This is a genomic window from Shewanella oncorhynchi (assembly GCF_012584455.1).
GTDB classification, from domain to species: domain Bacteria; phylum Pseudomonadota; class Gammaproteobacteria; order Enterobacterales; family Shewanellaceae; genus Shewanella; species Shewanella oncorhynchi.
Genome location: NZ_JABAEB010000011.1, coordinates 106,786 through 121,700, shown reverse-complemented (window position 1 = coordinate 121,700; position 14,915 = coordinate 106,786). Strand labels below are relative to the sequence as shown.

Annotated in this window: 12 protein-coding genes and 1 pseudogene; 8 read left to right on the top strand and 5 right to left on the bottom strand. The window is 43.4% G+C overall.

Going from position 1 to position 14,915, the window contains the following annotated elements; genetic code table 11:
- Nucleotides 1-147: 147 nt before the first annotated feature.
- Nucleotides 148-2,922 (top strand): two component system sensor kinase, encoded by a 2,775-nt coding sequence (locus HGO26_RS17265; protein WP_168826752.1) that lies wholly within the window; start codon nt 148-150, stop codon nt 2,920-2,922.
- A gap of 54 nt (nt 2,923-2,976) precedes the next feature.
- Here HGO26_RS17265 and HGO26_RS17260 read toward each other — a convergent pair whose 3' ends face one another.
- The 3 genes and pseudogenes from HGO26_RS17260 to HGO26_RS17250 all read right to left on the bottom strand — a co-directional run bounded on the left by HGO26_RS17260 (nt 2,977) and on the right by HGO26_RS17250 (nt 6,120).
- The gene (locus tag HGO26_RS17260) at nt 2,977-3,621 is read right to left on the bottom strand and encodes a two component system response regulator (RefSeq protein ID WP_131525039.1); all 645 of its coding nucleotides are present in this window, start codon (nt 3,619-3,621) and stop codon (nt 2,977-2,979) included.
- 1,180 nt (nt 3,622-4,801) lie between these two features.
- A pseudogene (locus HGO26_RS17255) lies at nt 4,802-5,022 on the bottom strand (IS4 family transposase); the annotation flags it as partial.
- 318 nt (nt 5,023-5,340) lie between these two features.
- On the bottom strand, nt 5,341-6,120 hold the full coding sequence (locus tag HGO26_RS17250) for a TOBE domain-containing protein (RefSeq protein WP_168826750.1): 780 nt from the start codon (nt 6,118-6,120) through the stop codon (nt 5,341-5,343).
- A gap of 205 nt (nt 6,121-6,325) precedes the next feature.
- On the opposite strand from HGO26_RS17250, the gene modA reads away from it, so the two are divergent.
- From modA to HGO26_RS17230, 4 genes are all read left to right on the top strand, one after another.
- Complete coding sequence (gene modA / locus HGO26_RS17245; protein ID WP_168826748.1) at nt 6,326-7,117, top strand: molybdate ABC transporter substrate-binding protein; 792 nt, start codon at nt 6,326-6,328, stop codon at nt 7,115-7,117.
- A 1-nt stretch (nt 7,118) separates the two neighbouring features.
- On the top strand, nt 7,119-7,856 hold the full coding sequence (gene modB / locus HGO26_RS17240; protein WP_168826746.1) for a molybdate ABC transporter permease subunit: 738 nt from the start codon (nt 7,119-7,121) through the stop codon (nt 7,854-7,856).
- Nucleotides 7,850-8,935, top strand: coding sequence for a molybdenum ABC transporter ATP-binding protein ModC (modC, locus tag HGO26_RS17235; protein WP_168826744.1), 1,086 nt, complete (start codon nt 7,850-7,852; stop codon nt 8,933-8,935). Before modB ends, modC begins: the two co-directional genes overlap by 7 nt.
- A 269-nt stretch (nt 8,936-9,204) precedes the next feature.
- Complete coding sequence (locus HGO26_RS17230; RefSeq protein WP_211085947.1) at nt 9,205-10,488, top strand: tyrosine-type recombinase/integrase; 1,284 nt, start codon at nt 9,205-9,207, stop codon at nt 10,486-10,488.
- Between the two features lie 14 nt (nt 10,489-10,502).
- Here the strand turns inward: HGO26_RS17230 and HGO26_RS17225 are convergent, their stop codons facing one another.
- Nucleotides 10,503-10,730 (bottom strand): helix-turn-helix domain-containing protein, encoded by a 228-nt coding sequence (locus HGO26_RS17225; protein ID WP_168826742.1) that lies wholly within the window; start codon nt 10,728-10,730, stop codon nt 10,503-10,505.
- Between the two features lie 167 nt (nt 10,731-10,897).
- On the opposite strand from HGO26_RS17225, the gene HGO26_RS17220 reads away from it, so the two are divergent.
- Together HGO26_RS17220 and HGO26_RS17215 are read left to right on the top strand one after the other, a co-directional pair.
- Nucleotides 10,898-12,199, top strand: coding sequence for a DUF2628 domain-containing protein (locus HGO26_RS17220; RefSeq protein ID WP_168826740.1), 1,302 nt, complete (start codon nt 10,898-10,900; stop codon nt 12,197-12,199).
- Nucleotides 12,200-12,251: 52 nt separating this feature from the next.
- On the top strand, nt 12,252-13,334 hold the full coding sequence (locus HGO26_RS17215) for an Lcl C-terminal domain-containing protein (RefSeq protein ID WP_168826738.1): 1,083 nt from the start codon (nt 12,252-12,254) through the stop codon (nt 13,332-13,334).
- Nucleotides 13,335-13,450: 116 nt separating this feature from the next.
- Here HGO26_RS17215 and HGO26_RS17210 read toward each other — a convergent pair whose 3' ends face one another.
- Nucleotides 13,451-13,795: a hypothetical protein gene (locus HGO26_RS17210; protein ID WP_168826737.1), complete on the bottom strand. Its 345-nt coding sequence runs from the start codon at nt 13,793-13,795 to the stop codon at nt 13,451-13,453.
- Between the two features lie 556 nt (nt 13,796-14,351).
- On the opposite strand from HGO26_RS17210, the gene HGO26_RS17205 reads away from it, so the two are divergent.
- The gene (locus HGO26_RS17205) at nt 14,352-14,912 is read left to right on the top strand and encodes a hypothetical protein (RefSeq protein WP_168826735.1); all 561 of its coding nucleotides are present in this window, start codon (nt 14,352-14,354) and stop codon (nt 14,910-14,912) included.
- Nucleotides 14,913-14,915: the final 3 nt, after the last annotated feature.

Here is a 14,915-nt window from a genome sequence, read left to right as displayed (position 1 = left end):
GCCTCAGTTATTCACCTGATAGCACTGGCCGTTAATGTGGTTAAGATGAGAAAATGGTTCGAATGGATTTCGAAGTTCATGCAAGAACAAGATGAATAGCGTATTTTTAACTGACAAAGGCCGAAATAAGATGAGCAGAGAACATAGATGAAGATCCAATGGAAGTTTTCCTTAGTTACTAAGCTCACAGTCTCCTTTATGTCAGTGCTCGTAGCTCTATGGCTGATGATGGAATATCTATCCTATAACAACACGTTCAGCCATACACTCGAACGCTCCTTAGTTGCCTTTAGTGAGCTCAGCGGATTACGGGCCGAGGTGAGTAATACACTTTTCACCGATGCCAGTTATGATGTGCGCCAGCTCGATAAACAGCTCAAACAGTTCGCTTCAATAGACAAAGTGAATGACCAGGAAATTGTGTCTCATTATTTTCCATTCCAAGCGAAAAGCCATGACGATACTTTGACCATGTGGGTCGCGCAAACATTTGGCAGTGCTGGGCAACACAGATATTTAGATACTTTCATCTTGAAACCTAACGAAGGTATTACGATTTATGCAGCATCCGATGCCAATGATGAATATTTTCAAATTCGTCTACGCGAGATAAAACAGCTCTCAGTGCAAGCGTCGACTACAGGTTATCGTTGGGGAACACCGCTCAAGGACAAGAATTCTGAGGACTACCACTTAAGTTTCAGTTACTCGAGTGACCCACAGGATCCCCTATCCCCACAAGTCGGTTTTAGTATCAATTTAGCGTCAGCAATGTCACTAAATAATGCCTTAGGACCTGGGGACATTAGCTTTTTCATGACACCAAAGGGGGAGTTATTTTCTAAATCTACCTTAACCTTAACTCCGTCGATACTCGTTAAACTCAAAGATGAATTTAGTCATGACCACCCACATGCTAAGAACACCGCACACCCATTAGGCGATTACTATGTCATAAAAGAGCATATTCATGGGCCAGGCTGGCAGCACATCACATTAATTTCAGATGTCTATCTTAAAGATATGGCGTTAATACCTTTTTTTAAAGAGCTGCCATGCGCTCTGTTGGTCTTAGTTTTGACAGCAACTATCCTGCTGAATATATTAAAGATTAACCTTAGCAAACCTATGAGAAACTTCGTAAATATCATCAATAATGCCAGTCAGTCGACCTTCGAACACCGACTACCACAGGATCGTAATGACGAGCTGGGACAAATTGCGAAAGCCTATAATCATCTACTCGATACAGTAAAAGAAAGCTATGACGAGTTAGAGCAAAAAGTCACCCTTCGTACCAATGAATTAGCCTTGGCTAAGCAAGAAGCAGAAAAGGCCAATGAACGTAAAACCGAGCATCTAACAACTATCAGCCACGAAATTCGAACTCCATTGAATGGTATTACTGGGTCGCTCGAATTACTACGTAATACCCAACTGACACCTAAACAAATGGATTTGCGTGATACCGCATATAATTGTGCCAATTCTTTACTCGCCATTATCAATAATTTGTTGGATTTTTCCCGTATAGAAGCCGACCAAATTGAAATGAACTTACAGTCTTACCCCATTTTGAAGTTGGCTGATGATGCAATGATCACCATCCAATCTCGGATCGTGAATAAGCCCATCACCCTGAAATGCTTAGTCAATGCTAATGTCGCCGAGAAAGCACTACTGGATCCTCTGCGAGTCAGGCAAATTCTGGTTAACTTACTCGGTAATTCGGCTAAATTTACTGAAGCTGGCCAGATTTTATTACGTATCGAAGTGGTTAAGCAGCATCTGTATTTTAGCGTGGAGGACACGGGGGGGGGTGTTGCTATTCAAGATCAGCAGCGTATTTTTGAACCTTTTGCACAAACTTGCCATCATAAATCGGGCACAGGGCTTGGTTTACCTATCTCAGCGAAACTCGCCAGCAAAATGAAAGGCAAACTCACAATGTTTAGCACTTTGGGCGAAGGTAGTACCTTTATTCTCGATTTACCCTTAGTTGATCCAACTGCGCCCCTATGTTTGCCTAATACGGTGATTGTCGCTCCTTTAGCCTTACATCCACAACTCACACTCTGGGGAGCTTGCCCCATTGAAGGGGATAATCCGGCATTAGCATCTCCTGAACTGGCTCACTTGCCGGCTCGTTTATGGCAGAGGCTCTTTGAAATTCGCCACAACCTGCCACATAAGCAACGTCAACATACCCCAACACTTCTCCCTTGGCGGTTAAAGATCCTCTTAGTCGACGATGTCGAAACTAATCGCGATATCATAGGTAAAATGTTGCTTGAATTAGGACAACAAGTCATTGCCGTTAGCAGTGGTGAAGCCGCGTTAGAAAAAGGTACTCGACATATCTTCGATCTTGTCCTTATGGATATTCGCATGCCAGGACTCGACGGTTATCAAACAACGCAACGATGGCGCAATAGTGAAGATATTCTCGATGGTGATTGCCCAATTTTTGCACTCACTGCCAACGCCAATCCTAAAGAGCATGACACAATAGAATCCGCGGGTATGAATAGTTATATCACCAAACCAGTGTCATTGAAGCAACTTAACCATGCACTCGAAGCCGCGGCTGATATGCAGTTAGATCGTGATATGCAGCTCGTGATAAACAATGAAATCGATGCGCCTATGATTGATTTTTCGCATACAGATCTTAATCATAGACTCGCTGTGCATCTGGCCGATATGGCACATCAGGCCAAGTTACATATAGAGAATCAAGCTTGGAAAGAATTGAGTGATGTACTGCATACCATCAAAGGTAGCGCTGGCTTAGCAGGTAAAAAAAACATTGCAAATGAAGCGGCAGATTTAGAGGTAGCACTCGAAACGAAAGAATGTTTGAGCCTAGCAGAATTTAGCGCACTCGATAATTTAATTCACGCATTAGACGCTGAAAGTTGATCTTAGACTAAAAGTGCAAGCACGGCACAAACTGTGCTTGCGCCACATCCATCTTTATAATCCGAGTCTTTGCACCCAATGCATTAACTCGGCGACATTATGCGCATTAAGTTTGCGCATTAAATTCATTCTGTGAGTCTCTACCGTTTTTAAACCAATCACTAAATCTTCAGCAATATCACGGTTGCGGCGCCCCTCACAGATCAGTTTTAGCACTTGTTGCTCGCGGGGGGTCAGCAAAGGGATATCCCCATCGACCACTCCACTCAAAGCGGCTATTTGCTGCTCATCTAAACTAGGATCGATAAAATTTTTGCCCTTACTCACACACTTAATTGCCGCTAATAGTGTGCTCTTAGGGCTATTTTTTAATACATAACCATTGGCGCCTACATCAAGCGCTTCCCGTGCACTTTTTTCCTCAATCGTCGCCGTTAACATAATAATCATCATCTCTGGCCAACGTTGTCTGAGCTGACGGATCACGTCCAATCCACCCATTCCGGGTAATTTAAGATCCATAAAGACCAGATCTGGCCTGAGTTTGAGGCATTTCTCGTATACCGCAAGCCCATCTTCAACCGAGCCAATCAGATTAAGTTCAGGATAAGGGGCTAAACAGCCCCGTAATCCATCAAAAATCAACGAATGATCATCGACCACTAAAATATTGATCACTTTTCCATGACTAAATGCCATATACGTCCCTAGACTCTAATACTCAAAATCATAAAAAGTTTTTAAAACCATCGATGAAAAAATGATTTAACAGCATTAAAACCCGTTTAATATTTAAGAAATAATGAATTAATCAGCTAAAATAGTTATACAAAAATAGTAATCATGGTGCAAGTTTAATGTATAAAAATAAAAATTGAATAGCAACAGGATTAGTTTTTCTCTCTCAGGTAACTCAGTTTTCCTTCATAACTTTAAGGAATGATGCTACTAAAGGATTGATAGCTTATTCTATATATGGACATGTGTACCTTAACGGATACAAAACACTTGATGGTAATGGCCGACATTTTTACTGGTTGGGCTTTAGTATAGTTGGTAGAGAAGCTTTTGCAAAAAATGATATCGGGTTACTCAACAACAAATCATTTAACCAAAATAAAGAATAGTTGCTATTTGATAAAATTTATAATGTATGGCCAGTCGTTTAGGCATATTTTAGTAGTTAATTATCTAAGTTCAGACTTACCCATTATTTATAGCTCTTCACTCTCACATTAATCAGCAATTATTTAAAATAAGACAATTAACATTTACCCTGGATATAAAATAAACCATTAAAGCCAAGAGAGTTATATAATAGCTAACTATTAACCCTATTAACATTACACCTTAACCATTATTAAATTAATTTTTTAATCTATCATGTACAGTCTAATTACTCTAACACCTTTCAAGCTGGTCAATTTTTATTCAACTCATCTAAGAGTTAAAGCAAGTTACTGTTTTAGGAAAAGTGTTTTAGTGATGTATTTATAGAATCATGACACTCATCATAGATACGCTTTCACCTTTAACTTTAAACCTTTATAACTCTTTTTCTGAGGTAATATTTTGATGCCAAATTATTTAACTTGAGGAGATAAAAATGATCCAAGCTAATACTATAACTAAAAATCGCTACCACACTAAAACCCTAAGTAACTGAAAAATATTAAAGGATGTAGGGGAAACGGCCAAAATTAAAGAAACTCAAGAGTCATTGCTAGCACAATGATTAACACTTGAAGATTTAGCAAGGCTAATCTACTGTATCAATAAAACTTCGCAAAAACGTGTAGTAGCCGAACAGCCAGAGCTTACATTTTAATACACGGTTAATCGCGAAAGAGGGTATATAAGCAGAGCACTGTAGGCTCCCCTAATAATTCATAACCCAACAGCCATGAATTAATGAGAGTTCGCCTATTTCTTCACAGCACAAAGCGCGTCATCTGCTGATATGGAATAGTCATGCCGTCGCCGTAACAGTTCTTTGCCCATCCTGACTGTCGATAACACATTCAGTTTCTTCACCGTGTTTGCTTGGAAGTGCCGCTGTAATTACTGCATTTCTCCGTATAACCCTACGCACAAAAATGCCTGTTACACCAACAAGGCTATCGATGTGCCGTCCTAAATGAGTTAAGTTAGTGAAGCTATCAGTGTTGATGAATAGATAAGCGACCGTGCTGTGTAGCAGTGTAACGAACGAGAGCCTGAGATGGTGAACTGGGCAGTTAAACATGGACATTGTTTGGCAAAGGAGAGCCAAGAAAGGATTGCTGTTGCTCCCCCTTTGGGTCAACTCTTGATTTAAATACAAAAACGAACGATCCCACTTCGACAACAATAACGCCAAGTCACTGGCCATCCCCAGAGAATAACCCAATGATTAACCGAATTAATCACTCAATTCGACTAATTCATGCTGGCGAGGATCACCTGCGTGGCATCAAAACAGGCGAAACATGATTCGCCGACAGCCAAACTCTGCATTTGGATGAGTGGCATCACCGAATAGATGATGTCTTTGCCATCAATATCTATGGCTAATTCGGCCTTATCGCCAAGTTCAGTCACGCTCAGCAAACGACCGCTTAAGCAATTTTGCCCATCCACTTCACAGGCATAAGTCGTCGCCAGTACAGCGGGGGCTTTAAACAGTAACAACACAGATTTATCTAGGGCTAACTGCAAGCGTTCGCGGCTCGAATGGGTCACTGAAATCTGAATCTGTTGTCCGCCCGCTAAGGTCACGCAAATTTTGTCATTTAATCCAAATGAATCAATGCTATTGATACGCCCCGTTAACTGATTACGGGCGCTGGTGTTGAGAGAGAAATGCGCCATCACATCCAATAAACTGTGCATATCGACGGACTCATCGAGCAAGGCAGCCAAAGCCATTTCTTGTACTTGGGAGGTGATGGAATACACCTTAAGCAACCGTTCGCCAAATTCGGTGAGTTTAGCGCCGCCACCGCCTTTCCCGCCCTTTTCGCTACACACTACGGGTTCGGGCATGGCGGTGTTCATCTCATTGATCGCGTCCCACGCCGCTTTATAACTGATCCCCGCAAGCTTGGCGCCTTGGCTGATCGAGCCTGTGTTGGCAACCTGCTCAAGCAGGCTTATCCGCCTAGGATTGGCGAAGGGCTTATCGCCGAGGGAAAGCGTAAGTAATGCATGTAAATCCATCGTCTATCCAGCACCCAAGTCTGACTTGAGTCCTATTGTCCTTCATCGTCTTGAGGATACCAATAAGATTGCCGAGATATTTCAGCGGATGAATGCCATTAATCCGCAAGAAACCGCACACAGATCACTAATTGATTGCTTAGGGCTTGAATGATCGGTATATAGATTGGTATATAGCGATCACTTTTTATCACGGAGGAACACAATGAAATCCATTTACCTTAAGCAATTACTGCGTTTTACCACGGCTTCGTTATTCACAATGGTACTGACATCTAGCCCAATTTTTGCGGCAGACAATGAGCAAGTGACTGTTTTTGCAGCGGCATCGCTCACCAATGCACTTAACGAAATCGGCCAGCAATATGAAAAAGAACACAATACTAAGGTGATATTCTCCTTCGCCTCTTCTTCAACACTGGCAAAACAAGTGGCCAATGGTGCGCCCGCCGATCTGTTTGTCTCGGCGAATCAAAAGTGGATGGATTATCTGGTCGATGCAAAAGCGGTCGATGTTAACAGCCGAAAAACCTTGTTAAAAAATACCTTAGTCTTGATTGCCGAGAAAAATAGTCCCATCACAGAAGTCGTGCTCAATGGCGATTGGGATATTAAAGCCGCATTAAAAGGCAGTCGTATAGCTGTTGGCGATCCAGATCATGTACCCGCTGGACAATATGCCAAGCAAGCCCTCGAAAACCTCAAGCTGTGGCAAGCCGCTGAGCCCTTACTCGCCCGTGCTAACAATGTCCGTGCCGCCCTCGCTTTGGTTGAACAGGGTGAAGCGCCGCTTGGCATAGTGTATTCAACCGATGTGAAAGTCGCCCAAAAGATCAAAATCGTTGGCACCTTCCCAGAAACGAGTTACAGCCCAATTGAATACCCTGTCGCCTTAGTCAAACAAGAATCGACCGCAAGCGCCAAAGCGTTTAATGAGTATCTGCAGGGCCCAAGCGCAAAAAATGTGTTTGAGAAGTATGGCTTTGGAGTGAATTAGGGTGCTGAGTGGTTCTTTGTTAAGCGGCTCTCTGCTAAGTGGCTCTCTTTTGAGCGACTATGAAATTGCCGCACTGCTGCTCAGCTTAAAGGTGTCATCCGTTGCCGTTATCGCCAGTTTACCCTTGGGTATTTTGTGCGCTTGGGTGCTGGCCAGAGTCGAGTTTCCTGGCAAGGCTATATTTGACAGTGTGCTCCATCTACCACTGGTGTTACCGCCCGTGGTAGTGGGTTACCTCTTGCTGATCAGCATGGGCCGCCAAGGTTTTATCGGCCAGTGGTTATTTAATTGGTTTGGCATCAGTTTTAGCTTTAGTTGGCGCGGTGCAGCCCTCGCGGCGGCGATTGTGTCATTCCCGCTGATGGTCAGAGCCATACGCCAATCCTTTGATACAGTTGATATTCGACTCGAGCAGGCCGCACGCACTTTAGGTAGCAGTCGATGGCGGGTATTTCTCACCATCACACTGCCGCTCACCTCTCCGGGGATAGTGTCAGGCATGATTATCGCCTTTGCTCGCAGCCTAGGGGAATTTGGCTCGACCATTACCTTCGTTTCTAATATTCCCGGTGAAACCCGTACAATTCCGCTCGCTATGTACTCTTTTATTGAAACTCCGGGAGCCGAATATCAGGCCATGCGTCTGTGCATTATCTCAATAGTGATCGCACTAGCATCTTTACTCGCCTCCCAATGGCTGAGTAAAAAAGCCCTGCAGAGGACAGCAAGCGTATGTTAAGGATCAATATTGAAAAACGGCTCGGACAGCTGCAACTGAAAGTCGATACCCAATTGCCATTGCAGGGCGTGACAGCCGTTTTTGGCCGCTCGGGTGCGGGTAAGACCTCACTAGTGAACCTACTTGGCGGGCTTTCGACCCCAGATAGCGGTGAAATCCGCCTCGGCGACAAACTGCTTTATCAACAAGGCAAAGTGAACCTTCCCCCAGAGAAGCGCCAAATTGGCTATGTATTTCAAGAAGCACGGCTGTTCCCGCACTATAGCGTGAAGGGCAATCTCAACTATGGTGTGCATAAAGCTAACCCAGTCTTGTTCGATAGAATTGTGCAACTACTAGGGATTGAAAAACTGCTCGGTCGTTATCCCAGCACGCTATCAGGCGGTGAAAAACAACGGGTTGCCATTGGCCGTGCCCTGCTGACATCACCTGACATGCTGCTGATGGATGAGCCGCTGGCATCACTCGATTTACCCCGTAAACGCGAGTTACTACCCTACTTGCAAACCTTATCGCAGGAACTAAAACTGCCAATAGTGTATGTGAGCCACAGCCTAGATGAGATCTTACAACTGGCAGATTATATGCTGGTGCTGCATCAGGGAAAATTGATTGCCCAAGGCGCCTTAAGTGAAGTGTGGAATAGCGAGCAAATGCGGCCTTGGGTGCCATTGCAGGAACTCAGCTCACTCCTCAGTGCAAAGGTCGCCGACAGACATCCCGGCTACCCCATGACGCGACTCGTGATGGATGATGGAAACTATTTGTGGGTAAGTGGCTATCTGGCTGAAACGGCAAAGAAACTCAAAGTGCGTATTCAGGCAAATCATGTCTCGGTTTGCACTGAGCTCCCCAAAGGATCGAGTATCCGCAACCTGCTAAAGGGAGAAATTAAAGAGTTATACCCCAGTGATAACGGCGAGCAAATCCAATTAAAAATCACCCTAGGCCGCGATGAACTTTGGGCCAACATCACCCCTTGGGCCTGCGACGAACTGCAACTCACTCATGGCAAAGCGATTTATGCACAAATCAAAGGCGTGACTATGATGCAAATGGATATCGCCGAATCCCACTAGCTCAACCTAGAGCACCGAGCGAAAACCAAATTTCAGGCACAAAAAAACCGACTCTAGGTCGGTTTTAGTTCCTTCATCTGAAGGATTTGGTACCAGTGGCCAGACTCGAACTGGCACGCTTTTAAGGGCGGGGGATTTTGAATAAAGCGCGTCAAATTTATTACTAAATCTGACATTTTTTGTTATTATTTTTCATACACCTATCTGCATTAGATTTAACTAATGCACCACTTTGCAAATTCTTTGCAAAACAACATCAGAAATTGACTATGAGCAAACAGGTCGAACGACACGATATTTCCGACGAATTATACATCTACCTGCAAGACAATAGCGAACGTTGGTATGCTCGCACTAAAGTCGCGGGTAAGTGGCACGCCAGAGCCACCAAGCAGAAAGAAAAAGAGAAAGCCATTGGCATGGCCTATCGGATTCAAATGGAATTCCAGTTCATGGCAGACCGTAATCTGCTGGTGAGTTCCAAACGCTTTCGTGATGTGGCTGAAAAAGCCATTAGCGCTATGGAAGAAGCGCTCGATAACGAGACGGCACCACTTAACTACAAAACCTATATTCAGGTATTACGTAAGTACCATATCCCCTTTTTCGACCGCACTTACATTACCTCAATTGATAGTGAGAAGCTGCGTGAATTTGATAAATGGCGTATTGAACAATTTGATAGAGTCCCAGCCAAATCGACACTGTTAAACCACAATGCCGCTATGCAACTAGTGTTTAAAGAAGCGGTTGACCATAAATGGATGTTAGCGGCTCAAGTGCCCTCTTTATCGACCAAAGGGGCAGAGTCACAGCGTCGAGCACATTTTTCACATGAAGAATATGAAAAGGCATTCGATGCCGTATTAGCACTTGAGCAAAATAGCCGTAAGGAGAAAACCCGCCAAATTCGTGAGCTGCTCATCGATTACATGGAGTTTGCGGTCTATACAGGTATTCGACCTGGGACTGAGATGGAACATCTTACGTGGGGTGATATTCAAATGGAGTCCAAGGAACACGATGTTGTTTTTTCTATTACGGTTACCAAAGGTAAAACGGTTAAGCACACAGGCACAAGGGAGGTGATATGTCGCGATGAAATCTTTTCCAGTGTTAATGCATTACGTGACCGATTCCCGAACAGAAAGCCTTCTGACAAGCTGTTTCGCTTAGCTGATGGTTCAACCACCAATGAATTGGGTAAAGCTTTTGAAAAAGCCATATCCGAAGCAGGTTTAAAGTCATCTCCGCATGGCGTTAGAACACTTTACTCATTACGCCATACCTACATTACGTGGCAACTGATGTCAGGCAACGTCAGCATGGAAGTGTTGGCTAAACAATGTGGCACCAGCATTGCCATGATTGAACAGCACTACAGCCATGTGACACCAAAGATGTACAGCAAAGAGCTGTCGGGTGTTGACCTTGGTAAGGGTGGCCCCGTAGCAAAAGAGAAAAGCATCACTCGGAAGAGAATAATTGACACCAAGCGTTCGGCACTCTTTAAAGAGTGGCACCTCAACTACAAACAGCGAGGCTGTATTTAAGCCTTAGACAATCCCTAACTTTTTAGTGATGTTCGACTCGGTAGCAACTCATGTGGCTCACAGTCGAGCACCTCTGCAATCTTGTACAACATATCGAGCGTGATGTTCGCCTCAGCTCGTTCTATACGGCCGATATAACTGCGGTCAATCTCTGCACGTAACGCCAATTCATCCTGAGATAAGCCTTTGTGCTTTCTCATTTTGCGCATCGCATGACCAAATTCAGTCGCTAATGTTTTCATAGTGTCTCCTTCGTCACAAGGCAACCACTATGGGAATTTGCTTACCAACTAACCACGGATTATAATCCGCATTTAGTGCGTATAATCCTCATTTAACCCCTTGAGCAAACATAGGTCTACTTGACCTAGTAAAGCCTATAGCTCAACCCGTATTACAAGGAAAGGTAATGAACTCCTACAACGTCATTTTTAAAGGTGAGATAGCAGAAGGAAAAGACCGCCATAAGCTGAGTCAGGCACTGGCAAAGTTTCTAAAAGTCCCCGAGGAAAAAGCACATCTGTTGTTCTCGGGTAATCCGATATGCATTAAGAAAGCTCTGAGCGAAAGTGAAGCTAACGCACTAAAAGCCAAGTTGAACGGTGTGGGTATCATTACCCACATCAAGCCCGTGACAACTCAAGCCACAACTGCGGCCCCTGTAGCCACAACACCTGTAACACCACAACAAGTAGCGAAGCCATCGATTGAAGCTAAGCCGTCTACGGCCACCAAGCCTACCGTGAAGTCCTATGATGATTTAAGTAAAGGCTGGCAAAAGGTGTTTGCTGAATTTGACCTTAGACAAGCTGACAAGTTGGGCTATTTTGCTTCAGCAAAAAGTCCTGCACATACCTCAAGGCCTAAAAAGGAGCAATTAAAGGGGCAGAATGTGGTTAACATGAATGCGCTCGCTTTTGTGTTTGGCTCGGGGTACTACTTCGCTAAGGGCATGTGGAAGAAAGGCATTTATCTGTTTCTCATGCTAATGCTGCTGAACCTGATAATCATAGCAGTTGCATCACTCATTACTGACAAGAACCTGAGCAAGCTTCCTTTTATCATCAATTCTATTGTCTTTAGTCTTACGGCTAATTATGACTATTACCGCTATTACAAGCTCGGTGAAACTATATGGCCTTGGATGCCAAAGTGGATGACGGGTTGGTTAGGTATCATATCCTCTGCGGTTGTTACGTTTGTTGCGTTCCTTATCGTCTTAATCATTCTCGGCATTCGTTTCGGTGAACCATTAAATATTATCTATGTAAAAGAGGGTTTCCTCGAAGACTACAAGCAAACCAACATAGGTCAGGCGTTTGATAAATGGTCGCCTTGCGCCAACACGGCTTGGGTAGAGCAAGAAGCCAGCAATGGCATTACCACTGTTGTCTATACCTGCAATATGAAGCTGAAACACTTCAAGCAAGTGGGTCAAAAAGCCTCTGAAGCGGTAACAGGAAAAGTCGATGAAGCCTTTATCTCTCAGGTCACACGCGCATCATTGACGATTCAGTTTCTCATCAATCTCGACGATACCTTTGAAGTGAATACCGCAAGGTGGCAACTGTCATTGGGAGAAGGTAAAGAGTACACCCCGTATATCACCGCCAACAATGCCCTAGATGACATCTACAGTAACTCACTCAACAAGGCTATCGGCGAAATATTCACACCAGAAAACATCCTCCTCAATCAAGTAACGAAGTAATCATCACAACCAACCGCCTGCTTTAATCAGGACCACATAACAGGGAACACCTATGAATAAGTGCATTCACGCAAGCATCAAACTCGCCATAACGTCAATAAAGACACCGCCATCAAAGGCAAATACACTGCTTTTGAGCATAGTCGCAGCAACATTACTCGCTGGCTGTGGCGGCTCGGAAGGTGACAGCAGCGATGACAACGGACAAGTCACCCCAACGGTCTACAGCATTCCAGCAACGGCAAGCCTTGGCGGAAAAATCAGCCCAGCAATCAACATGGTTGAATCGGGTCATGCAACGACTTTCACTGTGACACCCGATACCGGCTATCAAATCGATGATATCAGTGGTTGCGGCGGCGCATTAACCCAAAACAGCTATAAAACGGCGGTCATAAATGCCCAGTGTGCAGTCACCGTATCTTTCAAACTCAGCACGTACAAAATCACCACGCAAGCAACAACCGGAGGCAAAATCAGTCCCGAGAGTATTGATGTCAGTTACAACACCAATACCAGCTTTACTATCTCAACGAACATCGGCTATCAAATTGAATCCGTCACAGGCTGTAACGGTACGCTCAATAACAATGAGTACACCACAGGCACAGTGACATCAGATTGCCAAATCAATGCCACGTTTACCAAAATTGGAGATGGTACACTTGCAGAGCGGTATATTGATAACGGCAATGGCACCATCACCGACACGCAAACCAAGCTCATGTGGATGCGCTGTAGCGTAGGACAGACATGGCAAGACGGTAGCTGTAAAGGCAGTCCTAATACTTTTATCTGGCCATATGCCATGGGAATGTCTATCTCTGATGGTAACCACACCGACTGGCGCTTACCCGCAAAAGAGGAATTAAGTTCACTGATTTATTGTTCATCAGGTAAACCAACTTATTGGAAACCAAATGATAATGTGTGTGAAGGTAACTATAAAAGCCCGACATTAGCGCAAGCAGCATTTCCGCAGACACCTGACTATGCAGGGTATTGGACATCTACTGCCAGCGATAATAGCCAGTTTGGTGGTAAGTGGCTTATCCAATTCTATGATGGCCATGGCCGCTGGAATGGACCAGTCCTTTATCTATACGTCAGGATGGTGAGAGGAAAACAAAAGTAACGGCTCTCACCATTGGGTAGGTATTACAACTCTTTACCAGTAATGCCTACCGCTATGACTAAAACCTCCTGTAAATTAGAGACAGAATGTACTCAAATCAGATTAAGTTGAGAAGGCTATTTGATTAGACTTATATTATAGAGCTTGCAAAAATGAGTACCAGAACCATCCCACTTCTTATCACTTTGTGTTTGTCCCCATATTCTTACTTTAGATTCAGAGTGAAAAGCAGAAAGCAGCAAGCTCAAATTTGCAGCAAAGCCGGGAGTAGATGGTGCCAACCAATAGCCCTTACAGATATCTCCCTGATGAGCCACTTTAAAAATTACGTCACCATTCCCATATTCAGGATATGAGTGTATTTCTGTAATTATGGTCTCAACACTTGGCTCATTAGCAGTGGCGTAACTGCAAGCAAGAGCGAACATCAAACAAAGAATTACTTTTCTATAAATTTTCATATATGTAATTTTTCTAATTAAAGCATAAGAAACGTACTATGTGATTATTAATCAACCCTTGAGCAAGCATGTATGAACAGAGACTGAATTTTCATTAAAAAACTGTAATTAAAGACGAGCCGCTAACGAATGATAAGAACTCCAACGAGTGCTCTCGATTATTATAAATTGACGACCTAACCTATTACACTATACGAGAAACCCATCTTGAAAGCATAAAAAATATTATACTTCCATCGACTTTATCAACCTCCACGCTTTTAATATACCTAATTTTATAACAACTGCACTTTAGTCTAAGCCTAGATTCACATCAACCAGAAACTAAAACCCTCCTATCTTCCACCTCTACAGAAAGAATGTAGTGAACATCTTCATACATTTTCAGGGCTAATAATAAAAATTAAAAATGAGTGACACTTAGGCAGCCAGTTGAATTATTATAGCTATGATTAATGAAGAACATAATTAGAAAATGTAACTTTGTAAAAAACTATAAAAATAGCTTGAAAAAGTATTATCCTACTCGAAGCCATACAAACCAAAGAGGAAATAAATGTTCAAGCTTATTCCATGTAAACCAATCATTGTTACTGTATTTTTTGCCGCAACCTTGAATGGTTGTGCAAGCCAAGAACAAGTTGCACCAGCTAAAGTTGAAATATCTAAAGAAGCGCGCCTTTTGTATAAGGGGAACAGTGCTGCGATGATGTCAACCATAGGGATTACAGGCATTGCAATAGGAGTAGCTATAGATGAAGGCATCGCGAAAGAACTTGAAGAGGGGCTGATATCTACCGGTGAAAATAGCCAAACACTTCTACTCACATGCATGAAACAAGAATCACTAACCAAATCCAAGACGAATATCAGTCGAGTAACAATAGAAAGCTATGCAATAGTGCCAAGAGATAACGGTTTCTTTGCCACTATTTCAGGTAGTCTGAATCAAAATGGACAGGATAAAACCTTTGAACATGGCCAAAGAGCGTTGGGGGAAACCGCTAACTTAAACCAACTTAAGACAAATCCTATGATAACTAAGAGTTTGATGCTATCCACTTGCAAAGACTTTTGGGGCAACATTGCTAAAAATGAATATAACATCCAGAATTAGTTT